The 26,055-nt window shown below is 71.1% G+C and carries 21 protein-coding genes; 2 read left to right on the forward strand and 19 right to left on the reverse strand.

What is annotated here, in order from left to right:
• Positions 1-322: 322 nt before the first annotated feature.
• Positions 323-2,737 (forward strand): SpoIIE family protein phosphatase, encoded by a 2,415-nt coding sequence (locus OG266_RS03110; protein ID WP_371552629.1) that lies wholly within the window; start codon positions 323-325, stop codon positions 2,735-2,737.
• A gap of 58 nt (positions 2,738-2,795) precedes the next feature.
• Here OG266_RS03110 and OG266_RS03115 read toward each other — a convergent pair whose 3' ends face one another.
• The 3 genes from OG266_RS03115 to rpmF all read right to left on the reverse strand — a co-directional run bounded on the left by OG266_RS03115 (position 2,796) and on the right by rpmF (position 4,457).
• On the reverse strand, positions 2,796-3,188 hold the full coding sequence (locus OG266_RS03115; RefSeq protein WP_371542418.1) for an SCO5389 family protein: 393 nt from the start codon (positions 3,186-3,188) through the stop codon (positions 2,796-2,798).
• A gap of 134 nt (positions 3,189-3,322) precedes the next feature.
• Positions 3,323-4,285 (reverse strand): ATP-binding protein, encoded by a 963-nt coding sequence (locus OG266_RS03120; protein ID WP_266471575.1) that lies wholly within the window; start codon positions 4,283-4,285, stop codon positions 3,323-3,325.
• A 1-nt stretch (position 4,286) separates the two neighbouring features.
• Complete coding sequence (rpmF, locus tag OG266_RS03125; RefSeq protein WP_371542421.1) at positions 4,287-4,457, reverse strand: 50S ribosomal protein L32; 171 nt, start codon at positions 4,455-4,457, stop codon at positions 4,287-4,289.
• A gap of 343 nt (positions 4,458-4,800) precedes the next feature.
• Between rpmF and OG266_RS03130 the strand changes: the two genes are divergently transcribed.
• The gene (locus OG266_RS03130; RefSeq protein ID WP_371542424.1) at positions 4,801-5,487 is read left to right on the forward strand and encodes a phosphatase PAP2 family protein; all 687 of its coding nucleotides are present in this window, start codon (positions 4,801-4,803) and stop codon (positions 5,485-5,487) included.
• 7 nt (positions 5,488-5,494) lie between these two features.
• Here OG266_RS03130 and OG266_RS03135 read toward each other — a convergent pair whose 3' ends face one another.
• From OG266_RS03135 to asnB, 16 genes are read right to left on the reverse strand one after another with little or no spacing between them, the layout of a single operon-like run.
• Positions 5,495-6,829, reverse strand: coding sequence for a glutamate-1-semialdehyde 2,1-aminomutase (locus OG266_RS03135; protein WP_371542427.1), 1,335 nt, complete (start codon positions 6,827-6,829; stop codon positions 5,495-5,497).
• A gap of 7 nt (positions 6,830-6,836) precedes the next feature.
• Positions 6,837-7,388 carry a dTDP-4-dehydrorhamnose 3,5-epimerase gene (locus tag OG266_RS03140; RefSeq protein WP_329543747.1) on the reverse strand — a complete coding sequence of 184 codons (552 nt, stop codon included), beginning with the start codon at positions 7,386-7,388 and terminating at the stop codon, positions 6,837-6,839.
• Positions 7,385-8,626 carry a polysaccharide pyruvyl transferase family protein gene (locus tag OG266_RS03145; RefSeq protein ID WP_371542430.1) on the reverse strand — a complete coding sequence of 414 codons (1,242 nt, stop codon included), beginning with the start codon at positions 8,624-8,626 and terminating at the stop codon, positions 7,385-7,387. Before OG266_RS03145 ends, OG266_RS03140 begins: the two co-directional genes overlap by 4 nt.
• Complete coding sequence (locus OG266_RS03150) at positions 8,623-9,570, reverse strand: glycosyltransferase family 2 protein (RefSeq protein WP_371542433.1); 948 nt, start codon at positions 9,568-9,570, stop codon at positions 8,623-8,625. Before OG266_RS03150 ends, OG266_RS03145 begins: the two co-directional genes overlap by 4 nt.
• On the reverse strand, positions 9,567-10,865 hold the full coding sequence (locus OG266_RS03155) for a hypothetical protein (RefSeq protein ID WP_371542436.1): 1,299 nt from the start codon (positions 10,863-10,865) through the stop codon (positions 9,567-9,569). The genes OG266_RS03150 and OG266_RS03155 overlap by 4 nt, the downstream gene beginning before the upstream one ends.
• Entirely contained in the window at positions 10,862-12,145 is a 1,284-nt protein-coding gene (locus OG266_RS03160) for a DUF4910 domain-containing protein (RefSeq protein WP_371542439.1), read from the reverse strand. The genes OG266_RS03155 and OG266_RS03160 overlap by 4 nt, the downstream gene beginning before the upstream one ends.
• Positions 12,133-13,158, reverse strand: a complete 1,026-nt coding sequence (locus tag OG266_RS03165) for an NAD(P)-dependent oxidoreductase (RefSeq protein ID WP_266471587.1) — start codon at positions 13,156-13,158, stop codon at positions 12,133-12,135. Before OG266_RS03165 ends, OG266_RS03160 begins: the two co-directional genes overlap by 13 nt.
• A 3-nt stretch (positions 13,159-13,161) precedes the next feature.
• Positions 13,162-13,809: a PIG-L family deacetylase gene (locus OG266_RS03170; RefSeq protein WP_326718578.1), complete on the reverse strand. Its 648-nt coding sequence runs from the start codon at positions 13,807-13,809 to the stop codon at positions 13,162-13,164.
• On the reverse strand, positions 13,806-14,600 hold the full coding sequence (locus OG266_RS03175; RefSeq protein ID WP_266471591.1) for a glucose-1-phosphate cytidylyltransferase: 795 nt from the start codon (positions 14,598-14,600) through the stop codon (positions 13,806-13,808). Before OG266_RS03175 ends, OG266_RS03170 begins: the two co-directional genes overlap by 4 nt.
• Positions 14,597-15,847, reverse strand: a complete 1,251-nt coding sequence (locus OG266_RS03180) for a methyltransferase domain-containing protein (RefSeq protein WP_371542442.1) — start codon at positions 15,845-15,847, stop codon at positions 14,597-14,599. Before OG266_RS03180 ends, OG266_RS03175 begins: the two co-directional genes overlap by 4 nt.
• Entirely contained in the window at positions 15,844-17,085 is a 1,242-nt protein-coding gene (locus OG266_RS03185) for a glycosyltransferase (protein WP_371542445.1), read from the reverse strand. Before OG266_RS03185 ends, OG266_RS03180 begins: the two co-directional genes overlap by 4 nt.
• Before the next feature lie 2 nt (positions 17,086-17,087).
• Positions 17,088-18,392 carry an O-antigen ligase domain-containing protein gene (locus tag OG266_RS03190; RefSeq protein WP_371552631.1) on the reverse strand — a complete coding sequence of 435 codons (1,305 nt, stop codon included), beginning with the start codon at positions 18,390-18,392 and terminating at the stop codon, positions 17,088-17,090.
• A gap of 1 nt (position 18,393) precedes the next feature.
• Complete coding sequence (locus tag OG266_RS03195) at positions 18,394-19,935, reverse strand: right-handed parallel beta-helix repeat-containing protein (protein WP_266471601.1); 1,542 nt, start codon at positions 19,933-19,935, stop codon at positions 18,394-18,396.
• A 9-nt stretch (positions 19,936-19,944) separates the two neighbouring features.
• The gene (locus tag OG266_RS03200; RefSeq protein ID WP_371542448.1) at positions 19,945-21,903 is read right to left on the reverse strand and encodes an alginate lyase family protein; all 1,959 of its coding nucleotides are present in this window, start codon (positions 21,901-21,903) and stop codon (positions 19,945-19,947) included.
• The gene (locus OG266_RS03205; RefSeq protein WP_371542451.1) at positions 21,900-24,071 is read right to left on the reverse strand and encodes a bi-domain-containing oxidoreductase; all 2,172 of its coding nucleotides are present in this window, start codon (positions 24,069-24,071) and stop codon (positions 21,900-21,902) included. The genes OG266_RS03200 and OG266_RS03205 overlap by 4 nt, the downstream gene beginning before the upstream one ends.
• Positions 24,072-24,118: 47 nt before the next feature.
• Complete coding sequence (asnB, locus tag OG266_RS03210) at positions 24,119-26,053, reverse strand: asparagine synthase (glutamine-hydrolyzing) (RefSeq protein ID WP_371542454.1); 1,935 nt, start codon at positions 26,051-26,053, stop codon at positions 24,119-24,121.
• Positions 26,054-26,055 lie beyond the last annotated feature (2 nt).

The following is a 26,055-nucleotide window of genomic DNA, read 5'->3' on the forward strand; positions in this document are numbered from 1 at the left end:
ACGGGCCAACGCGGAGCGTGATCCCGTGTGGTCACTGTACGCCCACAAGCGTATCGATCACTTTCGTTCAATACGATCGCCCGAGCTCCGGCCACCTGCGACCAGCACACCGAGGGGCTCTTCGGACGCCACGGGCCGAGGGCCGCCGCGAAATCCGCATCCGGCCCCGGCACGGCCCGCCGTGCGACTCACCAAAGCCCGCGCGACAGTCGTACAACGTGAAGAATGGGCAACGAGGGGGTAAGACCACCTTCGGGGAGCGGAGAGGGTCGCGGTGGGTTCGAGCAAGGAACGGGACGTGCCGGCCCGGCAGCGCTTCGACATGGCGGACGCCGTGCCACTGCTCCTCGATGCCCGTATGGCGGTGACCAGCTGGACCGCCGACGCCGAACGGCTGCTGGGGTACCCGGCGGGCGAGGTGCTGGGACGGCCCGCGGCCGACCTGCTGATTCCCGAGGACGCGGCGCGCATCCCCGACCTGGCCGATCGGTGCCACGAAGACGGCGGCTGGGTCGGGCTGCTGTCCGCGCAGCACCGGGACGGGCACACGCTCAAGCTGATGGTGCGTGTCGTCCCCCTGCGGGCGACCGGGGCCCCGGTCCGCTCCGTGGTGCTGCTCGCCGAGCTGGCCGACGGCCCCGGGTGGCACATGAGCCGGTCGGTCCTTGAGCGGATCACCTCGCGTTCCCCGGTGGGCATCGCGATCGTGGACCCGGACCTGCGGTACGTCTGGTCGAACGCCGCGCTGGAGCAGTTCGGCGGGGGCCCGCCCGAGCAGCGGCTGGGACGGCGGCTCGCCGACATCCAGCCCGGCCTCGACGCCGAGCGGATCGAGGCGCAGATGCTCCGGGTGCTGGAGACCGGCGACCCGGTGGTCGCGTACGAGCACGTGGGCCGCCTACGCTCCGCGCCGCACCGCGAGACGTCCCACGCCATGTCGTTCATCCGTCTGGAGGACGACCACGGCCATCCGATCGGTGTGTACTACACCGTCGTCGACATCGGCGAGAGCTACCGCGCCCGGCGGCGGCTCGCCCTGCTCGACCGGGCAGGCGAGCACATCGGCCGCAGCCTGGACGTCATGCAGACCGCGCAGGAACTGGCCGATGTCGCCGTGCCGGGGCTGGCCGACTTCGTCGCGGTCGACCTGCTGGAGTCCGTGCTCAAGGGAGGCGAGCCGGCGCCCGGTCCACGGAGCGACGCGGACGCGGTGCCGTTGCGTCGCGCCGGGCACCAGTCGGTGCAGGGCGGGGTCCCCGAAACCGCCGTCGGGATCGGCGATGTGGCGTCCTACGTGGCCGGGTCTCCCCCGATCAGATCTCTCACCGACGGCGAGTCCTGGCGAGAGGAACGGCTGGACCCGCTGGCCAAGGAGTGGACCACGGGTACCCCCGGGAGCCGGGCCGCCTCCTTCCTCGATCTCGGGCTGCACAGCGTGATGATCGTGCCCGTCCGGGCCCGCGGCGTCACCCTGGGCATCACCACGTTCTTCCGGCGCAGCCGCCAGGACCCCTTCGACGAGGACGATCTGAGCCTGGCCGAGGAGTTCGTGGGCCGGGCCGCCCTCTGCGTCGACAACGCCCGCCGGTACACCCGCGAGCGCGACGCGGCCCTGATCCTCCAGCGCAACCTCCTCCCCCACCGCTTCCCCGACCAGGACGCGGTGGAGGTCGCCGCCGTCTACCGGCCCGCCGACGAACTGACCGGTCTCGCCGGGGACTGGTACGACGTGATTCCCCTGTCCGGAGCCCGGGTCGCCCTGGTGGTGGGCGAGGTCGCCGGTCACGGTATCGACGGCGCCGCGGCCATGGGGCGGCTGCGGTCCGCCGTACAGACCCTCGCCGACCTGGACCTGACCCCGGAGGAAGTGCTCGCCCACCTCGACGACGTGGTCAGCCGCGCCGCCCGGGAGGAGGGCACCGGAGCCGACGACCGTACGAGCGGGATGCAGGCGGTCGGCGCCAGCTGTCTGTACGTGGTGTACGACCCGGTGAGCGGGCAGTGCTCCATGGCGGGCGCGGGCCATCCCGCGCCCGCGATCGTCGATCCCGACGGCACCGTCACGTTCGCCGACCTCCCGCACGGTCCCCCGCTCGGGGTGGGCGGCCTGCCCTTCGAGTCGCTCGAGTTGAATCTCGCGGAGGGCAGTGTGCTGGCGCTGCACACCGACGGTCTCATCGCCACACCCCGTACGGGACGGGACCCGGAGGCCGGCAGGGAGCGCCTGCGCCGCGCGCTGGAGGCGCACGGGCAGCCGCTGGACGGACTGTGCCGCCGCATCGTGGACGATCTCGTGCCGACGCGGCCCTACGACGACGTGGCACTGCTGCTGGCCCGTACCCGTCGGCTGGGTGCCCAGCAGGTCGCGACCTGGGACCTGCCCATCGACCCGGCCGTCGTCGCCGAGGCCCGCAAGTCGAGCACGCAGCAGCTGCACACCTGGGGCCTGGACGAGCTGGCCTTCACCACCGAGCTGGTCGTCAGTGAACTCGTCACCAACGCCATCCGGCACGCCTCCGGCCCCATCCGGCTGCGGCTGATCACCGATCAGGCCCTGATCTGCGAGGTCTTCGACGGCGGCGCGACCGCCCCGCACCTGCGCCATCCCAAGACGACCGACGAGGGGGGCCGCGGGCTGTTCCTGATCTCCCAGTTCACCCAGCGCTGGGGCACCCGCTACACCTCCGAGGGCAAGATCATCTGGGCCGAGCAGTCCCTCACGGATCCGGCGGTCTGACGTACGCGGGGTGGGGCCGTTCCGCCGAACGGCCCCACCCGCATCTGTCGGCTCAGGCTCAGCAGTCGCGGAATTCGGGCGACTGGTTGAGGATCTGCGAGCGCAGCGAGGTGAACCGGGTGTGGGTCTCGCCGCCCTGTGCCTCGGGGCGGAAGACGGCGACGCGGTGGCAGTTCATGAAGGCGAGGGTGACGCCGAAGTGCCTCTCCAGGCTGGAGCGGATCGCGTCGCTGGCCAGCGCCCGCAGCAGCTGGCCACGCTCCTTCTCCGAGGGCGGCGGGGTGTGGTTGTCGGCGAACTCCCGTGCGCCGTCACGCAGTTCGCCGACCAAGGCGGCGATGAGGTCGTAGGCGTAAGGCAGGGAGGTTCGGACGGTTTCCACGAAGTCCTGTTCGCGGACCTGACCGCGTTCGGCTTCGGCGAGCAGCTTCGGGGAGACGTCGAGTGACATGAAAGGGCAGTCCTGTCGCTAGCTGGTTCGGGTGGTGCGCGGTGGTGCGTCGGCTGTGTACGGCCGCGTCTTCGGCTGCGCACAGCCGCGCCGACGGCGGGCCGCAGCCGCCTCGTCGGCCGTGTCGTGGTCGCTCATGCGGGGTTCGGTGCGAAGGCTGCCGGGCCGTGCCGGAAGCCGGGGTCGATCTGCGCGGAGAGGTCGCTGCCGGTGGCCCGGTCGGCCCAGGCGGCGGCGTTGCGGAGGTGGAAGTCGACGGCATGTGCCTGGAAGGCCGTCCAGTCCTTCGTACGGGCGTCCAGTGCGGTCCGCAGCTGGCTCAGGGCGTGGCGGTTGTGCGGTTCCAAGTCGCCCTGTGGACGGCCCTGTTCGCGTGCCCGTACCCAGGAGGAGTGCTGAAAGTACGTCAGGAGGTCGTCGCCGACGTGCTCCTTGAGGAAGAGAACGTCGTCCTCGCAGGTGACCTTGTTGCCGATCACCGCGATCGGGATCCCGAACTCCTCGGCGTGGTCGCGGTATTGGCGGTACACCGAGACACCCTTGCGGGTGGGCTCGGCGACCAGGAAGGTCATGTCGAACCGGGTGAACAGGCCCGAGGCGAAGGCGTCCGCGCCGGCGGTCATGTCGACGACGACGTACTCACCGGGCCCGTCGACGAGATGGTTGAGGTACAGCTCGACGGCTCCGAGCTTGGAGTGGTAGCAGGCCACTCCGAGATCGCTCTCGTCGAACTCGCCGGTGACCATCAGGGGTACGCCGTCCACGTCCTGGATGTGGTGGGAGTGCACGGCGTCGTCGCCAAGGAGCCTCAGCAGACGCGAACCCCGTCCCGGCGGGGTGGTCTTGACCATGGCCTCGCGTGAGGTGATGCGCGGATTGTCACCCCGCAAGAAGTCCTTGATCTCGCCCAGCCGTGCGCTGAGGGGCGCGGCGGTGAAGGATTCGTCGTCGCCGAGACCGAGGGCCTGGGCCAGATGCTGGTTGATGTCGCCGTCGATGGCGACGAGAGGCGCTCCGGAGTGCGCGAGGTGGCGGGAGAAGAGGGCCGACAGCGTGGTCTTGCCGCTGCCGCCCTTCCCGACGAAGGCAGCGCGCACGTCAGCCCCCCGGGCGCAGCAGCCCGCGCTCGTACGCCTTGGCGAGTCGCTGCGGTACGAGGTGGGACGAGCCGTCCACGGTGACGGTGACGAGTTGCACGGGGGCCGCTTTCCACTGGGCGCGGCGGTGGCGGGTGTTGCTGCGGGACATCTTCCGCTTGGGGACGGCCATGTCGGTCTCCTGTGGTGGGTGGGCTGGCGAAGCTCACGCTATATGAAAATGGATCCCATTACCAAGCTGGGCTCGCTCGGCATGGCGCCACTTGTCGGCCCGCTACAACTCCGGCATTCCGACGGCGGTTTGCCGCGACCGGTTTGTTGGTTAGGGTGACAAGTGAGGTCGGACACGACGGGGGGCTCGCGTTGGATCGCCTGGCCGGGACGGACCGGGAAATCGGCCAAGACCAGTACGTGCCAGGGCGCCTGCAGGGCGACGACGTAATCCCGCAACGCCCGACGCTGCGTACGGCAGGCAAGAAGGTCACTACCGCAGGTCGACCGGACGCGGTGGGCGTGTGACCGGCCGGCCGGCGCCCGCGACGCTGCCCCCATCGCTGCGCGCGTGGCTCGGGCTGATCGCGGCCCTGGCCGCGCTGGTGGTCATCGTGCTCGGGGTCCTGTACGCCGGTCACAGCGAGCCCGGCAGGGTGGACAGGTGGATCATCGACCCGACGGCGGACAGTGTGCGGCCGCCCTGGCGACGCGTCGCCCTGGCCACGGACTTCTTGGGAGAGCCCGCCGGAGCGGCGCTGCTGGTCCTGGCCGCCGTGACAGGCTGCCTGCTGCTTCGGCGTCCTCGCGCGGCGGTACTCATCGTTGTCGGCGTCAGCATGACCGTAGGGACGGCGACGCTGCTCAAGTCGCTGGTGGGACGCACCATCCACGGCGACGACAACCTGTCCTACCCGAGCGGGCACACCGCCTTCCTCACCGCGCTCGCCCTCATGGTGGCGCTGCTCGCGACCGCCCGGCTCGGCCTCGACAGGACGGCCGGCACGCTACTCGTACTCGCCGCGGCGGTGGTTGCCGGAGCCACGATGGGATGGGCGCAGGTCGCCCTGGGCGCGCACTACCCGACCGACGTCCTCGGCGGCTGGTGCACCGCGCTGGCGGTGATACCGGCGACCGCGTGGCTGGTCGACCGGACGGCTGACCGGCTGGTCGACCGGACGGCCGACGCCGGTCAGCACGAGCGTCGGTGACGTCCCGTCACACCAAGCGGCGGAACACGGGCTTCACCGGCCGCCCGGCCAGCCAGGGGGTGGGGTCAGCGGCGTCCAGTGCCTTCCGGTACACCGCACATGCCTGAGCCACCACATCGACGGTGCGGTCGATGTCGGCGTCGCTGAGCGCGCTGCTCACCACGAACGACGGGGCCAGCACCCCGCCCGCGAGGAGCCTGCGCAGGAACAGGGTGCGGTACTCCTGCGACGGCTGCCCGTTCTCGTCGAGGGTGGCGAAGACCAGGTTGCTGGCCCGGCCCCGGACGACGATGTGGTCGCCGACGCCCATCCCGGCCGCGGCGTCGCGGACACCGGCGGCCAACCGCTCGCCGAGGGCGTGCAGCCGCGCGGTGATGCCCTCCTCGACGTAGGTGGTCTGCACGGCCATCGCGGCTGCCAGGGAGTGCGTTTCCGCACCGTGCGTGGTGGACAGCAGGAACACCCGGTCGCCGGAGTGACGCAGCCCGCCCCGCTCCATCAGTTCGCGGCGTCCGGCCAGCGCGGAGACGGCGAACCCGTTGCCCAACGCCTTGCCGAACGTGGAGAGGTCGGGGACGACGCCGTACATGCCCTGGGCACCCGCCTCGGACCAGCGGAAGCCGGTGATCATCTCATCGAAGATCAGTACGCAGCCGTGCCGGTCGGCCAGCTCGCGCAGGCCGGCGAGGTAGCCGGGCGGCGGCTCGGACTGGGTGGCGGGTTCGAGGATCAGGCAGGCGACCTCGTCCTGGTACCGGGAGAGCAGCTCCTCCGTGGCGGCCAGGTCCCCGTAAGGGAACGCCACGGTGAGCTCGTTGGTCGCCGCCGGAATGCCGGCGGACATCGGCGTGGTGCCGATGAACCAGTCGTCGACGGAGAAGAACGGATGGTCGGCGCAGATGGCCACCCGCGGGCGCCCGGTGACGGCGCGGGCTAGACGCACCGCGGCGGTGGTGGCGTCGGAGCCGTTCTTCGCGAACTTCACCATCTCGGCGGTCGGCACCGTGGCCAGGAAGCGTTCCGCAGCTTCGACCTCCACGATGGACGGCCGGACGAAGTTGCTGCCGCGGTCGAGTTCCCTCCGCACCGCCTCGAGCACGCGCGGGTGGGCGTGGCCGAGGCTCACCGACCGCAGGCCGGAGCCGTACTCGATGTAGCGGTTGCCGTCGACGTCCCACACGTGGGCACCGCGGCCGTGGCTGATGACCGGAGCCAGGTTCTCGGGGTACTGGTCGTCGCCCTTGGCGTAGGTGTGCGCGCCACCGGGGATCAGGGCGTGCAGCCGCTCGTTCGCCATCCGCGAGCGGGGCAGGAGGAGTTCTTGGGTGTCTTCGGTGGGCACGCCGACCTCAACTTTCTTTGTGCTGCAGGACCTTGGCGAGGCTCGGCGCCTCCCGGTCCCGTTGGGACATCGATGTGACCGGCAGCGGCCAGGGAATGGCGAGCTCCGGGTCGTCGAAGGCGATCGTCACGTCCTCGGCCGGATCGTGCGGGCGGTCGATCCGGTACGAGGTGTCGGCGGTCTCGGTCAGCGCCTGGAAGCCGTGCGCGCACCCCGCCGGGATGTACAGCGTCACCTGTGTCTCGCCGGACAGCTCGAAGAAGGCCCGGCTGCGGTACGTCGGCGAGCCCGGCCGCAGGTCCACGACGACGTCGAAGATCCTCCCGTACGAGCACCGCACCAGCTTGGCCTCGCCTGCGCCGGAGCGCAGGTGCAGGCCGCGCAACACCCCCCGGACCGAACGGGACAGGCTGTCCTGGATGAAGGCGTCCGGGTCGAGGCCCACCGAGCGGACCACGTCGGCGTCGAAGGTGCGGCAGAAGAAGCCGCGCTCGTCGGCGTACGGCGTCGGCTCGAACAGGTACGCGCCGGTGATCTCCGGGACTTCGATCGCCTTCATGGAGCCTTCCGCAAGGTGTGGACGTGGTCGGTCGCCGGGAACAGGGCCGCGGTCAAGGAGTTGAACTGGTGCTCGAGTCGCCGGGCAGCGGCCAGGTTCCGTTCGGCGAGGGTCTGGCGCAGCTCGGCCGAACGCTTCTCCAGCGCGCGGAACTGCTCGAGCAGTCGGTCGGCGTCGACCTCGCGCGCCGGGTGGCAGTACGCGCCGAGGCCCATCTCCGCCATGAGCGCGTCGCTCTTCGCCGCGTAGCAGAGAGCGAGCACCGGCGTACCGGTCTTCAGCGCGCAGATCAGGTTGTGGTAGCGGATCGCCACCACGGTGTCGGCAGCCGCCATCTCCTTCATCAGGTCGGCCAGTGAGGACGGCTCGGCATCGGTGACCAGCGGCGAGTCCACCGCGTCGAGGATCGCGGCGACCACCGACGCGTCGCACTCGTCACCGGTGAGCAGCCGGACCGCCCTGCCCTCCTCGACCAGCGTGCGGACGAACCGGATCGTCCCGTCGAGGTAGCGCCGGTATATCTCATCGGCGCGGGCGCGATCGTCGTTGCCGCCGTGAAAGTCCATGACGCCTACGCAGACCGGGCCAGGCGGTGCCGACGGGTCCGAGGGCGCGCTCGCCCGCGGCGTCGGCAGAGCGAACGCGAGGTCCGGGTAGACCTCGTCGCGCGCGGTGTCCACGCCCATCGTCCGCATCGCGTCGCGGGACTGCGCGTCCCGGTACGACCGGTATGCGGCCAGCCGCGCCGACCAGCGGACCAGGAGCCGGGTAGGCCGGTTGCCGATCGTCGCGGCGCCGACGCCGACCAGCGCGACAGGGGTGGAGAACAGGCGGCCGGATGCGCAGAGCAGGAACAGCGAGTACGGGAAGCCCCACGGCCGCAGCGGCAGCGTGGCCTCCAGGACGCCCATGCCCGGCACGATCACCACGTCGTGCCGGCGCACCCAGGCAGCGGTGCGGAAGACGTCGACGAGTTTGCCCAGGCCCTTCCCCGCGATGGCGCCCGCACGCGAAGCGGTCCGGTACTCCCCTCGGTACCAGTGCAGCCGCGTCGCGGGGATCCCGAACCGGGTCGTCACGGCCTCGGGCCCGCCGCACAGCGCGTCCACCAGCGCCTCCGGGTGTGCGGCGCGGAGGTACCCGAGCAGGGCTTCGAGCGATCCGTCGTTGCCGAGGTTGCCGGAGCCGAGCAGGCCGAACACCCCGACGCGCACCGGAGTTTCGTCCCCGGACGTCATGCCTGCCTCCCCTCGCGGCCGGCGACGAGGGCGTCGACGGAGACCGTGAGCTGGGCCGGATCGACCGGGGCGCGGTCCTCGATCCGCTCGCCGGCGCCCGGCCGGACCCGGCTGGTCATCCACGCGGCCAGGTGGCGGTAGCACGCGCGCCGGTCGGCCGGGGACAACGGCGCCCGCCGGATCGCCGAGGCGAAGCCCCAGATGTACTCCGCGAGCAGCCGGGGCGTCGGGTGCAGCAGGCCTGCCCGGCGCGGGTCCAGGTTGACGCACCGGGAGCGCTTGGAAGGGTTCGCCCGCTCGGCGCGCGTGGGGTGGTCGCGGCGGAAGTACAGCAGCTCCGGCACCTGGTGGAAGGGCCCGTGCAGGGTGATCTCGGCGACGTACGTGCGGTCCGCGTGGTGGTAGCTGTCCATCGGTTTCACCCGGCGCAGCATGTCGGCCCGCATCACCCCGTAGAAGTCGTCGCCACCCGGCTCGAACAGCAGACTGCGGAAGCGCTCCGGCGCGTGCGGCGAGTCGGTGGCGAGCCCGTAGTCGTAGGGGACCGTCACCTGGCCGTCGCCGTCGATGACCGCCTGGCCGGTGTGCGCGAGGATCATGTCCGGCCGCTCGTCCAGCGCTTCGACGCAGCGCCGCAGCAGGTCGCGGCCGTAAAGGTCGTCGTGCGACGCCCACTTGAACAGCTCGCCGCGGGACTCGGCGAGCACATGGTTGTGGTTCGGCGTGGCGCCGATGTTCCGGGGCAGCCGGAGGTATCGGATGCGCGAGTCCCGGGCTGCGTACTTGCGGCAGATCTCCTGGGTGCCGTCGGTCGAGGCGTTGTCGGAGATGACCAGCTCGAAGTCCTCGTAGGTCTGACCGAGCAGGGCATCGAGCGACTCGGCCAGGTACTCCTCGCCGTTGTACACGGGCAGGCCGATGCTCAGCCTGGGTTGGGCGGTCATGAGGTCCTCACTTCGGGGATGGGATTGCGGTGGCGCTCGCGCAGGGCGGACCGCAGTTGCAGCCACCACACGGCGGAACTGCTGACGGTTGCGGCGGCGACGCCCCAGGCCGAGCCGACCGTGCCGGCGACGACCGCCCCACCCAGCCCGCCGCTGACGTAGCAGGCGGAGGCGAACAGTTGGGAGCGCAGGCTGCGCCGAGCCGCGCCGAGCGCGCGCAGCCCGGCCGCCGCGCCGGTGCCGAGGCCCGCGCCCGCGACGCCGAGGGTGACCGGCACGATGAGTTCCGAGGCGGAGTGCCAGACGTCGCCCAGCGTGAACTGGCCGAGCCGGTTCGGCATCAGCAGCAGTGCCCCGCCCCAGAGCAGCGCGGCGGCGGCCTGCCCGCCGCCGAGGAGGAGGCAGAACTTCCCCAGCCGCTGCGGGGCCCGCCGCAGGACCCGTGCCGCCTCCGGGACGGTGACCAGCGAAAGCCCCATGAGCACGGCGAGGAACGGGCCGAGCAGGAGTTCGGCGCCCCGTACCGCACCCACCGCGCCGACCCCGACGATCGCGCCGAGCCCGTACGCCCGCAGCTGGCTCGCGCCACTGAGGCTGACGTTCTCGACCAGGTACCGGTAGCCGAGATCGCGCTGCTCGCGAAGCCACCCGCGCGCCTCGGTCAGCCGGGGCCGGATGCCGGACTGGATGTAGCCGTGGCCCGCCGCCACCGTGGCGGAGGCGCCCCAGGCGAGCACGAAAGCGGCCACGCTGCCCACCCGGGCCGCCACCACCATGGCCGGGACGAGCGCGACACCCCACACGACGTCGTTGACGAACGCCTTCCGCCCGGCGCCGGCGGCGAAGAAGGAGAACCGCCAGGCGTCCTGCAGGAGCAGCCCGGGCAACATGACACCAAGGGCGGCGAACGCGGGCCCCACGCGGCCGCCGAGGCCCAGCCCGGCCGCCAGACACACCACGCCGAGGGCCGCACCTACGCCGAGGGCGGTACCCGACGACCGGGCAACCGCCCCGCGCCAGGACGCGTCCGGCACGCCGCTGAAACGCACCACGAGCGGATCGGTGGCAAGGCCGCGGGAGACGTTGAGCACCACGCCGTAGGTCACCCAGGCGAGGCTGAACACGCCGAACGCGGTCACGCCCAGCGAGCGGGCCACGTAGATGCCCACCACGAAGTTGCTCACGCTGGAGGCCGCCTGGTCGGCCAGTCCCCAGGACAGCCGGCCGACGAGGGCCCGTCTGGCGGATCCGGGCGGCGCCTTCGCCTTCTCCCCCTCGGTGGTCATCGGCGTCATGCCTTGATCAGCCCGGCGCCGTGCAGGGCACCGGCCGCGGCGGCGACGGTGTCGAACGGCAGCCCGGACCGCTCGGCGACGTCCAGCAGACTGTGCTCGCCCTCGGAGAGGCTGAGCACCCAGAGCATGGCCATCTGGGCCTGCTTCGCGTCGCTGCGGCCGCCGAGCGAGTCGTACAACCCACGCCGGCCCAGCTGAGGTTCGCCGTACGGGCTGAGGTTGGTGTACCGCCGGTTGCGATCCAACACGGCGAACGCCTCGCGGCAGACCGCGAGCGTGTCCGCCATCGCCTCCGGGGAGACGAAGTCCAGGTTGTCCGCCGAGGTGTGGTACTCGGGGTAGCCGGCGTACGGGGTCCGGCTGAGCGAGCCCACGCCGAGATTGAACCCGGGCGAGCAGAACTGTCGCTCGTCGTAGCCGTACGGAGTGAACTCGGTGACGTGGTGGGGGCGTTCGGAGGCGGCCAGCACATGCCGCATCACCTGGTCGATCTCCGCGTCGCCGCGCCTGCTCTGCTTGTACGTGAGTTGGCCCGAGTCACCGGCGCAGGCCAGCACCAGACCGTGCTTGACTCGCTCGATCCGCTCCGCGTTGCGGGCCAGCCAGGTGATCGCCCCGATGGTGCCGGGCGCGTAGATGAACCGGTAGGTGTAGTACGGCGTCTCCTGCGCCAGCGCCCGGGCCAGGAACGTCGCCACCGCGATGCCGGCCAGGTTGTCGTTGGCCAGCGACGGGTGGCAGACGTGGCAGGAGACGATCACCTCGTCGGCGACCTGCCCGGGGACCACATGCTCGGCATAGGTGAGGTGGCCGTCGGCGAGTGTGGAGTCGATGTGCACCTCGTACTCGCCGTCCGGCAGCGCGTCCAAGGCCTCCTGGGCCAGGCAGAACCCCCACTCCGGCTTGTAGTAGCTGGTGCGGTACGGCACCCAACTCGGGTGGTCCGGCAGGGTGTGCAGGTGTTCGCGCAGCTCGGACAGCGGCATGGTCCGCGACACCGGCACGCTGTAGCCGAGCACGTGCAGGCTGGACGCGGCGAAGTCGACGACCCGGTTGCCGGCGGTGTCGGCGACGTACGCGTCCCGGATGTTCCACTCCTGCGGCACCGTCCAGTCGAGCACCTGGGTACCGGTCGGCACCTCGTGCATCTGCAGCGGGATGTACTCGTTGACGATCTCCAGGGTGGCGCGCACACCGTCGCCGGTGATGCTCCGGCAGAGCGGGTACAACCGCTCCACCAGCGCGTGCATCTCCTCGCCTGCCGCGGTCATCGGCGCCACCGCAGGGTGTCGTCGACGGTCCCTGCGTCGGACGCCGCGCGCAGCACGGCAAGGCGGGTGAAGCGTTGCTCGAAGTCCTCCCGGGTCAGGCCGTGTTTCCGGTAGGCGTCGGCGAGTTCGAGCGCGCCCTGCTGCACCGTCCACTCGCAGTCGAAGCCGGGTATCGCGGCGCGGAACCGGGAGAAGTCCACCCGGTACGACCGCGGATCGGCACCGTTCTCCCCGGTGATCACCACCTTCGCGCCGGACACCGCCTCGGCGACCTGCTCGGCGATCTCGGCGACCGTGACGTTGTTGATCTCGCTGCCGATGTTGAACGCCCGGTCGTGCACCGCTTCGCGCGGCGCGGTCAGCGCGGCCGTGAAGGCCCGTGCGATGTCGGCGGCGTGCACCAGCGGGCGCCAGGGGGTGCCGTCGGAGAGCACGAGGACCTCGCCGGACAGGAGTGCGTGGCCCACCAGGTTGTTGAGCACGATGTCGGCGCGCAGCCGGGGCGAGTAGCCGAAGGCGGTGGCGTTGCGCATGAACACCGGGGTGAAGTCGCCGTCGGCGAGCGCGTGCAGGTCGTCCTCCACGCGCACCTTGGACTCCGCGTACGGCGTCACCGGGCGCAGCGGGGCGTCCTCGGTGACCAGGCCCTCTCCACCGGAGGCGCCGTAGACGGAGCAGGTCGACGCGTACAGGAAGCGCCGCACTCCGGCTTCGCGGGCCAGCCGGGCCAGCCGTACGGAGGCGTGGTGGTTGATGTCGTAGGTGAGCTCCGGCGCCAGCGATCCCAGCGGGTCGTTGGACAGCGCGGCCAGGTGGATCACGGCGTCCACCCCGGCCACGTGCTCGGCCGTGACGTCGCGCAGGTCCACTTGATGCCCGGGCGGGTCCGCGGGCTGCGGGCCAAGCACGCAGTCGGCGAACAGGCCGGCGTCGAGGCCGACGACTTCGTGTCCGGCGGCCGCGAGCACCGGGGCCATCACGGTGCCCAGATAGCCCTGGTGTCCGGTCAGCAGTACGCGCAAGGTTCATTCCCCCAGGTTCAGAGTGAGTTTGGTGACGGCGAACGCCTCGGCGTAGCGCGCGTGGCATTCGATGCCGCGGATCCGGGCAAGGCCGAGGAATGCCTCCCGGTCGTACCAGGGCCGGTGCCGCTGCGAGGGGTAGTGCTCCTGCAGCAGTTGCACCTTCTGTTCGGCGATCTCCGGCGACAGCGGCTGGTACGCCCCCATACGGCCGAGATCGCCGTCCCACTTGACGATCTCGTAGCCGAGCACGAGGTGGTCTCGGAACGCGGTGGGCAGCAGCTGTGCCAGGCCGCGGTGATCCTGGTGCGCGTCATCGGTACGCGGCGCGAGCACCAGATCCGGCTCGGTCGCCGCGCGCAGTTCCTCGACCGCGGCCTTGGCCTCCTCCCAGTGCGCGGGCATCCGGCCGTCCGGCAGTTTCAGCACGGTCAGCCGCAGGTCGGCACCCGGGCAGAAGGCGGCGAGCGCGGCGCGCTCCTCCTCCTCGCGGTCGCTGCCGCCGCCGGAGAGCACCAGCGCGTCGACGCGGACACCCGGCCGCGCGTGGCACAGCGTCAGCAGGGTGCCGCCGGCGCCGATGGCGATGTCGTCGCAGTGCGCGCCCACCGCGACGATCCGGTCAAGACGACCGGCCCCGAGCCGGATCACGCGCGCACCCCCGCGCCGTCCCGTTCCCACACGGCCCACGGGCGCTCGCCCCGGGTGTAGGCGTCGTCGAGCGCGGCTCGCTCCTTCACGGTGTCGGTCGGCTTCCAGAAGCCGCGGTGCTGGTGCGCCACCAGCCGCCCGCGCTTGGCCAGTTGGGCACATCCGTCGGCGACCAGGTCCCCGTTCTCCGGTATGTGGTCGAAGACCTCCTGGCGGAGCACGAAGTAGCCCCCGTTCTCCCACAGCGGCATGTCGCTCACCGCGGTGATGCCCCCCACCAGGCCGTCCTCGCCCAGTTCCACGCAGTGGAACGAGGACTGCGGCGGCACCACCATCATCGACGCACCGGCGTCGCGCAGTGAGAACCTGTCGATCATCTCCGGCAGAGGGGCGTCGGTGAGCACGTCGGCGTAGTTGGCGAGGAACATCTCGTCGCCGTCCAGGTGGTGCCGCACCCGGCGCAGCCGCTCCCCGATCGGTGACTCGATGCCGGTCTGCGCGAACGTGATCGTCCAGTCGGCGATGTCGGTGGACAGCAACTCGGTCCGCCCGCCCCGCAGCACGAAGTCGTTGGACGCCGTCTCCTCGTAGTTGAGGAAGAAGTTCTTGATGTGGTGCGCCCCGTACCCGAGGCACAGGATGAACTCCGTGTGCCCGAAGTGCGCGTAGTAGCGCATGACGTGCCAGATCAGCGGGCGCGGCCCGACCATCGCCATCGGCTTGGGCACGTCGTCGGAGGTTCCGTTGCGCATGCGCATCCCGTAACCGCCGCAGAACAGAACGACCTTCATGCTGTGACCTCCTTCAAGGCGACCTCGACAATGCTCAGTTCCGGGATCGGAAAGACCAGCCGACCGCCCCACTCGTGCACGAAGGACAGCTGCTCGACCAGCTCGGCCCGCAGGTTCCACGGGAGGACGAGTACGTAGTCCGGCTTGTCGGCGGCTATCTGCTCGGGCGGCAGGATCGGGATGCGGGTGCCGGGGGTGAACCTGCCGTGCTTGTACGGGTTGCGGTCGACCGTGTACGCGAGCAGGTCGGGCCGGATGCCGCAGTGGTTGAGCAGGGTGTTGCCCTTGCCCGGGGCGCCGTAGCCGACGACCGTCTCACCGCGCTCGGCCGCCTCGATGAGGAACCGCAGCAGGTCCCGGCGCACCTTGGCCACCCGGGCGGAGAACTCGGTGTACCCGGACAGCTCCTGCAGTCCGGCGGCCTTCTCCCGGTCCAGCACGTCGGCCACCCGCTGCGACGGCTCGCCGGCCACCTCGGCAGGCCGGGCCCACAGCCGGATGGAGCCGCCGTGCGTGGGCAGCAACTCGACGTCCACGAGCGCGAGTCCGCCGCTGGCGAGGGCCCGGATCGCGGACGCGACCGTGTAGTACTGGAAGTGCTCGTGGTAGATCGTGTCGTACTGGTTGTCCTCGATCAGGGTCAGCAGGTGCTGCACCTCGATGGAGACCCAGCCGTCGTCGGCGACCAGGGCGCGCAGCCCCTGGGTGAACCCGACCACGTCGGGGATGTGCGCGTACACGTTGTTGGCCACGACCAGGTCCGCCGGGCCGTGTTCGGCGCGGACGGCCGAGCCGGTGTCGGGGCTCAGGAAGTCCGTGAAGGTGGGCACACCCGCCTCCCGCGCCGCGGCACCGACGTTCACCGAGGGCTCGATGCCCAGGCAGCGGATCCCCCGGTCCACCACGTGCCGCAGCAGGTAGCCGTCGTTGCTCGCGACCTCGACCACGAAGGCGTCGGCGCCGAGATCCAGCCGCTGTACGGCGCCGTCGACGAACGTGCGCGCGTGCTCCACCCAGGAGGTCGAGAACGAGGAGAAGTACGCGTACTCCTTGAACGTCTCCTCCGGCGTGATCAGCGGCGGGATCTGCGCCAGCCAGCAGTCGGTGCAGACCCGCAGGTGCAGCGGGTACGCCGGCTCCGGCTGGTCCAGTTGGTCCGCGGCGAGAAAGCTCTCACACGGCGGGGTCGCCCCCAGATCGACGACGCTCGCCAGCGTCGTCGAGCCGCAGAGTCGGCATCGTGTCATCTTCTGTCCCCATCCCCCCTGCTCGCTCGGGTGTCCCCACCGCGAGTCTGTGCTGACCGACCCGCGATCGCGGTGCGGTACTCCTCCACCAGGCGCTCGAGGCCGACGGCCGGGCTGAAGTCCCGCTCGTAGCGGCGCCGGGCCGCCTGGCCCATCTCCTGGTTGCGGTTCGGATCGGCCGCGATCCGGCGTATGCAGGACGCGAGCGAGGCGGGCTCGCCCGGTCGGTGCAGCAGCCCGGTCACCCCGTCCTCGACGAGTTCGACGAAGGCGCCGTGACCGGCGGCGACTGCCGGGACCCCGGCCGCCATGGCCTCCACGACCACCAGGCCGAACGCCTCCAGCCACGTCGAGGGAGCCACCACGGCGACCGACCGCGCGAGAGCCTTCTGGCAGTCCGCCGTGTCGTACAGGCCGACGTAGCGCACGTCGTCCCGGCCCGCCGCCCAGGTGGTCACCTCCCGCTCCAGCGGCCCCGCGCCGGCGATCACGAGCGGCACGCCCACACCGCCGCTCGCGGCGATCTCGTCCCACGCGGCCATGAGCAGCCGCACGCCCTTGGCCTCCGCGAGCCGGCCGAGGTAGAGCAGATGCTCGCCGGGGCCCGTTCGACAAGTGCCCGGGTCCGGCACGAAGTTGTGCTTCACCGCCAGCCGCTCGGCCGGCATGCCGGCCCCCACCAGGACATCGCGCTGCGCCTCGGTGAGACAGAAGAACCGCTCCACACCGGACCACCACCGCCGCCGGTTGACCGACAGGCTGACCGCGAGCGGCACCGTCGCAAGCCGGGAGTTGCGGTAGCAGCCGTGCCGGACGGCGGGCAGTGGTGCAGAGCCGACGCACTCGGTGCACGGCCGGCCGTTCCGCTGCAGCGTGCCGGGCGGGCAGACCTGGGTGTAGTTGTGCAGCGTGGCGACGGCGGGCACACCGGCGTCGGCGCAGGCGGCCAGGACCGCGGGCGACAGGAGCGGGAAGACGTTGTGGACGTGGACCACGTCCGGCCGCTCGGCGCGCAGCCGGGCGGCCAGCTCCGCGCGGACCCCCGGGTTCCACGGCACAAGGAGCGGCACCGCGACCTTGCCCGGCAGGGACAGGGCGGCGATGTCGTCGCTGCGCCGCTCGAACACCTCGACCCGGTGGCCGCCCGCGCGCAGCAACTCGACCTCTTGGTCGACGACCTTGTTCTCCCCGCTCGGCTGTGCCGAGGCGTAGTAGTTGTGCACCACGAGGACGTGCATGGTCAGGTCACCTCCGATCTCTGGGCCCAGCGTGGGACGCGTCGTCGAGGGACTGCGGGCGTCGGGAGCGACGTGGCCTCGGCAGGTGCCGCCAGCAGTGAAGCGGCCAAGGCCAGATGCAGCAGGTACGGCGAGGCGTCGCCAAGGCCTGCCTCGGTGTACGACGCGATCGCGCAGTAGCTGATCAGGAAGATCGCACAGGCCCTCTGCAGCGACGGTGGCCGCAGCAGTGCGACGCCGCCCAGCACAACGATGATCGCCGCCACGATGACGGCACCGGTCAGGCCCTGTTCCTGGTAGACGGCCAGCCAGCTGTTGTCGATCGGCAGCCCGCCGAACGACTTGTCGCCCAAGCCCGTGCCGAACAGCTGCTCGGAGGCCGTCCGGGGCGCTGCCAGCAGGGCGTCCCAGACCTTGGCCCGACCGGTGAGATTGGAGAAGTTCTCCTGGGTCTGCCCGCGCAGGAACCACGCCTGCAGCGCGGAACTGAACCCCACCGCGGCCACCGTGGCGCACAGCACCGTCCAGGAGAAGAACCGGCGGGCGGCGGCGCTGGTCAGGATGAGCGAGCCGATCGCCAACACCAGCCCGATCAGCAGGCCGAGCGTGGCCGTCCTGGTGTGGGTCAGCGCGAGCAGGACGAGCGACGGCACGATGACCACCGCCGCGCTGACCCTGTCGGTCCGGCGCCCCAGGACGAGCAGCACGGTGAGCCCGATGATCACCGCGGCGTACTGTCCGATCTGCGGCGGGGTGAGCGGCCACAACGCGCCGACGAGGCGTCCGCCGTAGAGCTCGGGCAGGGCCGCGCCCGGTGAGATGACCAGCCCCGCGGCCACCGACCCGAGCACCGCGAAGTACATCCGGATGTGATGCCGGACGAACGACAGGCCGCCGTCCCACCAGCGGCTGAGCAGCCACAGCGTGCCGATGAAGAGCGCCAGCCGGGCGCAGCGGAACAGCGCGCCGAACCCGGACTCCAGGTCCACGCTGGAGATCACGCTCGGCACCAGCAGCAGAGTGAGCAGGAACAGGAAGGCGCTGGCTCGGAAGCGCAGCCGGAGATTGACCGCCAGCGCCAGCGCGAACGCGGCGACCAGCGCGCCCATGGTGACCATCTGGATGAGGGAGCGGGGCAGCGGGACGATGGTCTTCGCCCCGGCGGAGCCGAGCGTGTTGAGGACCAGCAGCCCCCAGACGAGCCCGACGGTCTTCGGCGTGCCGGCCGGGCGCGGTTCGGCGCCGGGCTGCGTGCCCGCCGTGTCCGGTCCGCCCGGCAGCCCACGGCGCCGCAGGTCCGCGCCCATCTCAACCACCGGCCCGTTGGGCGAGGGTGCTGCCCGCGTCCTGCTGGTAGGGCGTGCCCTGCCACTCGCCGAAGTCGAACACCCGGCTCTGGTCCTGGGCGACGAACTTCCATGGTCCGAGGTAGACGTTGTCGTGCCAGCGGTTGTGCTGCTTGGTGGTGATCGTTTCAGCCACCAGCTCGCCCTTGTACGGCGACCAGTCCGGATAGGTGCCGTAGTTGGCGAGGACCGCCATCCGGTCGCACATCACCGTGCACTTGACTACGGACTTGTCCAGCACGAAGCGGTTGTCGTGGATGTCCACCCGCTGGGTCTTCCACCGGCAGTCGGCGTAGAGCGGTGCGGTGGCGATCGCCGGCTGCACGCAGCGGTTCGTGTTCTTCACCAGCAACGTGCAGTCACCGGAAGAGGTGTTGGCCGGGCTGTTGCAGAACCGGTCGGCGTTCTCCCACAGGGTGATCCCGGACCAGTTGTTCTCCAACACGTTCCCGGAGATTTCGATCTTGTCCGTGCGGGCTGGGACCCGTGGTTCGCCGCCCGACTCGGACAGATAGACGGTCCCGTACGGGAAGTTGTCGCCGCGGTCGGCTTCCCTGCGGCCCTCGACCCAGTTGTTCCGCCGGATCGTGTTGTTCCGGATGACCGCGTTGTAGCTGATCTCATAGATCAGCGCGGCACCGTCGTTGTCCTCGAGCACGTTGTCCTCGATGCGGAAGTCGTTGTTGTTGGTGTCCGCCCACAACCCGGTTCCGCGGTTGTCGTGCACCCAGTTGCCGCTTATGTCGGCGCCGTTGACGGCCCAGAACTTGATGCCTCCCGTGCAGCCGCAGCCCTCCCGCCGACGCTCCCAGTCGCCGGTGTTGTTGCCCACGATCTCGTTGCCCTCGACCACCAGGCCGGTGATGCGGCCGTTGGCCTTGTACGCGTTCATGCCGTACTGACCGTTGTCGCGAAGGCAGCTGGCGCGGACCTGCTGGCGGGCACCGGCCATCAGCCCGGCGCCGGAGTTGTTCTGGATCGTCGCGTGCTCGATCACCCATCCGTCGGACGAGTCATGATTGACCACGCCCTCGTCGGGCGGCGCCACGAAACCCTGCACGGTCAGGTAGCGGATGGTGACGTTGCGGGCGCTGCCGCCGAACGCGTACTGGTTCTTCTTCCGGCCGTCCAGCACCGCGCCCGGTGCCCCGAGGTAGCGGTCCCCCTCCTTGGGGATGACCTGGGCGTAGCGGTCCGGGTCGAGCGTGTGCTTGCCCGGTCGAAGCCAGAACGTGGTGTTCGGGGGGCTGCTCTTGGTCTTCGCTGCCAGGTCACCGACCACCGCGGGGTCGACGGTCACCGCGCCCGCCGGCGCCTTCGCCGGCCCGGCCGCGGGCTTGGCGCACACCCCGGCCACGGATCCGGCCGCGGACGTGGCGGACGTGGATGGCGCGGCCTTCGGATCCGTCTTGGTTCCCGAAGTGCTCTCACAGCCGGTCGCCGTCAACAGGGCCAGCGCCAGCGGTGCCGCCGCCAACGCCCAGTACCGCCTCTTGATCCCCATTCGCCCCCCCTAGCCTCTGAACCTGAGCACGGTGGTGAAGCCTTCCGCGCCGTCGGTGAAGCCGGTGCCGATCAGGGTTGTGCTGGGTTCCTTTCGCCCGAAGCCGGCGGAGTACCAGCCCAGCGGCGGGGCGGTCTCGCCGCGATGCGCCCGCCAGGACAGCTGCCCGGGCAGGTCGAGCACCGCGGAGCGGTCCTCACCGTCCCGGGTCCAGGTGAGCCGAGCCCGGTTGTCCGCCAGGTCCGCGGTGATCGCCGGGCCGAGGTGGAACGCCAACTGCACGGCCCGGCGCGGGCCGCGCACCTCGTCGACCACTCTCAGCTCCTGGCTCGCGGCTGTCAGCTCCACCCGGCGGCGGTGCACGGAGCGCTGGTAACCGTCGTGCTCGGCGGACCAGCGGGCCGTCCCACCGTCGGAGGCGTCGGACGTATCCACGGCCAGGACGCGGCTGCGGGCTTGCCGCGTCCACAGGAACGGGCCGCCGGAGACGGACTGGTCACTGCCGTCCAGTTGCAGGGTGTTGTGGCCGAGGGTCGACCGGAAGTACTGCCGCCAACCCGGTTGCCCGTGGTAGCAGTACGTCCCCGGGTCGGCGAGCACGTCGACCCCGTCGTGCCGGACCTCCACGGACAGCGCGTCCGCGTGGGCATGCGCGGCGATGGAGAGGAAGCCGTGCGGACCACCGTCGCAGCGGGCCCAGATCTCTCCCGGACCGCGCAGGATGGTGAGCCCCGCGTCGGCGAAGTGGGCCGGGCGGCTGGAAGGGCGGGTCACGGTTCCGTCCTTCGCGTACGGCCGGATGAGTGCGGCAAGGAGCGGGGTGCGCACATCGGTGCCGGTCACCGTCGGCCACCAGGCGAGCCGGCCGAAGACGGCGTCCCCGGTGGCCAGCAGCGAGGCCCAGCGCTCGGTGCCCGTGCCGTCCACGACCAGGCCGTGCCCGTCGTCCGCGTCCCCCTGGCGCGGCGGCCGTAGCCGGCTGTCCACGATGGCCGCGAGCGCGTCGGTCATCCGCAGCAGCACCAGCCGGATCGACGCGGGGACCGGCACGTCGGCGGCATCCGCCTCGGCCACCGCGGCCAGGCCGAGCTCCAGCACCAGGCCGTGATACTCGGTGGCCAGCTCGCGGTTGAGGCCGGAGGCGAAGGTGTTGCCGCGCAGCTGCCGCTCCAGGGACCGCAGCGCGTCGGCTCGCCAGCGCGTCGAGGAGGGGAACCAGTCGAACGCGCAGGCCCCCGCGAACTGCCCGGCGGCCTCGGCGATGATGTGGTTGTTCGCCGAAGAGCCCCGGCTGGGGAAGGCGGCCAGCCAGCGCTGGTGGTGCCAGATCTGGTTCAGCGCCACCGTATTGTCCTCGAACAGCCCGGCCGCGCCCGGCCAGCCGTCGAGCAGCCGGCGGATCCACACCCAGGACAGCAGCCGGATGCCCAGCTCGATGCCGCTGATCCAGTGCACGCCGCGCAGCGGTGGGTTGGCCGCCCACCACGACCGCAAATGCTCGGCAACTCGCTCGGCGTACCGCTCGTTCCCGGTGATCGCGTAGGCGGCGGCGAGCACGGTGAGGTACTGGTGCCGGGACAGTTCCCAGATCTGCTTGATGTCCCCGACCGCGTCCTCGTTCCGGTACGGCACGTCGAAGGCGTAGCCCCACGGAGCCCGGCGCCCGGTCTTCGGGTCGTACCACCAGTCCGGGTCGGTCAGGTCGTCGCGGACCACCCCGAAGTACTCGACGTGCCCGTACATCAGCCGGTCCGCCTCGGCGATGAGACGTTTGGCGGCGTCCGGAGGTATCGCGGCGATCGTCCCGGTGGGCAGCACCGCGGTGAACCGGGCGACGGGCACACTCGGGCAGTCCGGCCGCGCCGACCGCCACCGCCGCCTGCGCACCGCGTCGCCCGCCCGGCCGCCGACCTCCCGCGGTCCCATCCGGGACAGCCGCCGCAGGTACCAGCCCACGCTCATGGTCATCGTGCCCTCGCCAGCGTCACCGGCGCGCCGCCGACCAGGCCTGTCTGCACGGCGAGGGTGGCCGCCGTGGTGGCGACCAGCGACTCCAGCGGCACCGGCATCGGCCCGCCGGTCCGCACCGCCTTGATGAACGCGGCCAGTTCGGCGTTCTGGCCCTTGTCCCGGGTCTTGGGCAGCCGCGAACTGACCCACCGCTTGCGGCCGTACACACTGGCGCGGACGAAGTCGTCGAGCCGCAGCACCTTGCCGTCCGCGACCAGGTCCAGCGTCTCCTTGGGGAAGCTCGCCGCGCCGGTGGTGACGTAACTGATGGTGGCGGTGGACCCGTCCGGGTAGCGCAGCACGACCTGCAGGTCCTCGTTGCCGGCCGTGGCTACCGCGTACACCGAGACCGGGTCGGCCTCGAGCAGCCAGCTCGCCGTGTCGATGAAGTGTCCGCCCTCGCCGGCGAACCGCGAGCCCTCCGTGCCTTGTTGGAGGTACCAGCTGCCGTGCCCGAGGAGGCCCGCGTTGACCAGGTAGCGGAGACTCGCCGGACCGGTCCGGGCGCCGAACCGCTTCTTCGCCTCCTGGAGCAGCGGCGCGAACCGGCGGTTGAAGCCCACCTGCAGCCGGTCGTTGCCGGACTCCTCCACCGCCGCGAGCACTCCGGCCAGCTCGTCCTCGGTGAGAGCCAGGGGCTTCTCCACGAACACCGTCTTGCCGGCCAGGAGGGCCTGCCGGGTCAGTTCGGCGTGCGAGCTGTGCCGGGTGACCACGAACACCGCGTCGATGGACTTGTCGCCGAGTACGGCGTCGAGGTCGGTGGTCGCCTCGGCGAAGCCGAACTTCCGCTGTGCGTTGGCCGCGGACAGTGCCGTCGTGGTGACGACGGTCGACAACTCGACACCTTCGCGCTGTGCCAGGTGCGGCAGCAGCATCGACGTCGCGTAGTTTCCCGCGCCGACGAACGCGAGCCGTACGGGCGTCTTGGCGGCCCGGGTCGGATTCGGCTTCACGTTCACCGCGGGCACGGCCACCACCGGAGCCTCCGCCTCCCCCGTATGTTCGGGGTACCGGAACAGCACGGCCACGGCCTTCAACTCGCCGTCCTTCAGGCGCTGGTACGTCTCGACGGCGTCGTCGAAGTCGGCGACGTGGGAGACCAGGGGCTCCACGTCGACGCTGCCGCGGGCGAGGAGATCGAGGAAGCACGCCAGGTTGCGGCGCTCGGTCCAGCGCACATAGCCGATCGGGTAGTCCCGCCCCTCGAGCTCGTACGCCGGGTCGTAGCGCCCGGGGCCGTACGAGCGCGAGAACCGGACGTCGAGCTCTTTCTCGTAGTACGCGTTCCACGGCAGGTCCAGGCGGCACTTGCCGATGTCGACGACCCGGCCGCGGTCCCGGCAGAGCCGGGCGGCCAGCTCGACGGGCTGGTTGCTGCCCCCGCCGGCGGCCAGATACACCTGGTCCACGCCGTGACCGTCGGTGAGTTCGGCGACGGCGGCCTCGACGGCCGCGGACGCGGGATCGCCGCAGGCCGCGGCGCCCAGGCGCTCGGCGAGCTCGCAGCGCACCGGGTCGGGGTCGACGCCGACGACGCGGACCCCCGCGGCGGCGAGGAGCTGCACCACCAGCTGCCCGATCAGACCGAGGCCGATGACAAGGGCCACCTCGCCGAGCTGCGGCTCGCCCTGGCGCACACCCTGCATCGCGATCGACCCGACGGTGCCGAAGGCCGCGTGCCGCGGCGCGAGGCCGTCCGGAACCGGGGTGTAGAGGTTCTTCGGCACCCAGTTCAGCTCGGCGTGCAGCGCGTGCTCGTTGCCGGCGCAGGCCACGAGGTCGCCGACCTTCACGTCGTCGATCCCGGTGCCGACCTGCTCGACCACCCCGCACAGCGAGTAGCCCAGCGGCGTGTAGGAGTCGAGCTTGCCCATCACCTTGCGGTAGGTGGCGGGCACCCCGTTGGTGGCCACGCTCTGCATGACCTTGGCCACCTGGTCCGGCCGGGAGCGGGCCTTGCCCAGCATCGACATGCCGGCCTCGGACACCTTCATGAGCTCGGTCCCGGTGGATATCAGCGAGTAGGCGGTGCGGACAAGGACACCGCCCGGCTTGCACCCCGGTACCGGAACGTCGAGCACCGCCAGCTCGCCGCTCTTGTAGTTCTGTACGACCTGCTTCACTCGAAGTCCCCTTGTTTCTCAGCCGTCTTCGCCGTCTTCGCCGTCTTCTACGCCGCCGAGCGAGTGCTCTGTCCGGACCCGGAGGTCGCGTCGCGGTACCAGTACTCGAGCGTCAGCACATGCCACAGATGCTTGGAGAAGTCCCGCTGCCCGGCGGCGTCCTCGGCGACCATGCGCGCCAGCGCGTCGCGGCGCAGGATCCCGGAGTTGACGAGCACGCCGTCGTTGACCACTTCGCGCACCAGCGGTGCCAGATCCCGGCTCATCCAGGCGCGCAACGGCGCGCTGAACAGGCCCTTGGGCCGGTACACGATCTCCCGCGGCAGGATCGAGGTGGCCGCCTCCTTGAGGACGGCCTTGCCCTGCCGCCCGACGATCTTGCGATCGCCGGGCACGGTGAACGCCGCCTTGACCACCTCGACGTCCACGTACGGCACCCGCACCTCGGTCGAGGCGGCCATGCTGGAGCGGTCCGTGTAGGCGAGGTTCAGGCCAGGCAGGAACATCCGGGCGTCGCCCAGGCACATGCGGTTCACGAAGTCGTCGAGGTCGTTGTCCTGGTAGATGTCCGCGTGCTCGGTCAGCACGTCCTCGACCGTCCCGGCCAGGTCCGGATTGACCAGGGCGAGCAGCTCGTCCTGGTCGTACATGGTGTAGCTGCGCCGGAACGCGGTCTCCTCCGGCAGGTCGGCGAAGGAGAGGAACCGCTTCGCGAAGCGCACCGACCGGTACCCGCGGCGGGCCGTGGCGACCGGCAGCCGGTCCACGCCCGCGGACAAGCCGCGCCGCAGAGGCCGCGGGATGCGCTGGTAGCGCAGGGCGAGCAGGTTGGCCAGGTGCTTGCGGTACCCGGCGAACAGCTCGTCGGCACCCATCCCCGAGAGCATCACCTTGACCCCGGCCTCCCGGGCGGCCTGGCAGATCAGGAATGTGTTGATCGCGGCGGGGTCGCCGATCGGCTCGTCCAGGTGGTACGTCATCTGCGGCAGCAGGTCGAGCACATTCGGAGCGATCTCGATCTCATGCAGGTCGACGCCGAACTGTTCGGCCACCTGCCGGGCATAGCGCAGGTCGTCCGGCATGGCCTCGAACTTTGCGTCCTCGGCGCGGAATCCGATGGTGTAGGCGGAGATCCCGGGTCGGTCGCGGGCCGCGAGTGCGGTCAGATAACTGGAGTCCAGACCGCCGGAGAGGAAGGTCGCCACGGGTACGTCGGAGAGCAGATGGCGCCGGGTCGACTCCTCGACGATGGCGGCCAGGTCCGGCTGCTCGCCGTCCCGGGCCCGCTCCCTGCCCTCGGCGGCGACATCCCTCAGGTTCCAGTACTGGCCGCGCTCCACCCGGCCGTCGGGCCGGCACCGGAGCCAGCTCCCCGGCGGGAGCTTCTCCGCCTCGCGGAACGCGCAGCGCGAGTCCGGCACCCAGTAGTACAACAGCGAGGCCACCAGCGCCGCTTGGTCCACCTCCAGCGACCCGCCGGTCACGGCGGCGAGCGCCTTGAGCTCGGAGGCGAACACCAGACCCTCGCCGCGCCGGAGCAGGAACAGCGGCTTGATGCCCAACTGGTCGCGGGCGAGCACCAGTTCACCGGTTCGCTCGTCGAAGATCCCGAACGCGAACATGCCGCGCAGCCGGGGCAGGCAGTCCGTGCCCCAGCGCCGCCAGGCCTCGAGGAGCACCTCGGTGTCGGAGGTACCGCGGAAGCGCACCCCTGCGGCTGCCAACTCGGCCCGCAGCTCTGGAGCGTTGTACAGCTCGCCGTTGTACGTCAGGACGAGGCCGTCGGAGACCATCGGCTGGGCGCCGGTCTCGGACAGGTCGATGATGGCCAGCCGGCGGTGCCCGAGGTGCACTTCGCCGTCACCGGCGGAGTGGCTGTACCGGCCCGCCCCGTCCGGACCGCGGTGGGCGAGGGTTTCGGTGAGCCGGTCGGTCACGACCTTCCCGTCAGGCCAGTGGTACGCGCCTGTGATGCCACACATGT

The sequence above is a fragment of the Streptomyces sp. NBC_00554 genome (assembly GCF_041431135.1).
In the GTDB taxonomy this organism is placed as follows: domain Bacteria; phylum Actinomycetota; class Actinomycetes; order Streptomycetales; family Streptomycetaceae; genus Streptomyces.

Coding starts and splice junctions, on each gene's coding strand:
- OG266_RS03110 (WP_371552629.1), top strand. CDS start 323: ATGGCGGACGCCGTGCCACTGCTCCTCGATGCCCGTATGGCGGTGACC.
- OG266_RS03115 (WP_371542418.1), bottom strand. CDS start 3,188: ATGTCACTCGACGTCTCCCCGAAGCTGCTCGCCGAAGCCGAACGCGGT.
- rpmF (WP_371542421.1), bottom strand. CDS start 4,457: ATGGCCGTCCCCAAGCGGAAGATGTCCCGCAGCAACACCCGCCACCGC.
- OG266_RS03140 (WP_329543747.1), bottom strand. CDS start 7,388: ATGAAGGCGATCGAAGTCCCGGAGATCACCGGCGCGTACCTGTTCGAG.
- OG266_RS03145 (WP_371542430.1), bottom strand. CDS start 8,626: ATGACGTCCGGGGACGAAACTCCGGTGCGCGTCGGGGTGTTCGGCCTG.
- OG266_RS03150 (WP_371542433.1), bottom strand. CDS start 9,570: ATGACCGCCCAACCCAGGCTGAGCATCGGCCTGCCCGTGTACAACGGC.
- OG266_RS03155 (WP_371542436.1), bottom strand. CDS start 10,865: ATGACGCCGATGACCACCGAGGGGGAGAAGGCGAAGGCGCCGCCCGGA.
- OG266_RS03175 (WP_266471591.1), bottom strand. CDS start 14,600: ATGAAGGTCGTTCTGTTCTGCGGCGGTTACGGGATGCGCATGCGCAAC.
- OG266_RS03180 (WP_371542442.1), bottom strand. CDS start 15,847: ATGACACGATGCCGACTCTGCGGCTCGACGACGCTGGCGAGCGTCGTC.
- OG266_RS03185 (WP_371542445.1), bottom strand. CDS start 17,085: ATGCACGTCCTCGTGGTGCACAACTACTACGCCTCGGCACAGCCGAGC.
- OG266_RS03190 (WP_371552631.1), bottom strand. CDS start 18,392: ATGGGCGCGGACCTGCGGCGCCGTGGGCTGCCGGGCGGACCGGACACG.
- OG266_RS03195 (WP_266471601.1), bottom strand. CDS start 19,935: ATGGGGATCAAGAGGCGGTACTGGGCGTTGGCGGCGGCACCGCTGGCG.
- OG266_RS03200 (WP_371542448.1), bottom strand. CDS start 21,903: ATGACCATGAGCGTGGGCTGGTACCTGCGGCGGCTGTCCCGGATGGGA.
- asnB (WP_371542454.1), bottom strand. CDS start 26,053: ATGTGTGGCATCACAGGCGCGTACCACTGGCCTGACGGGAAGGTCGTG.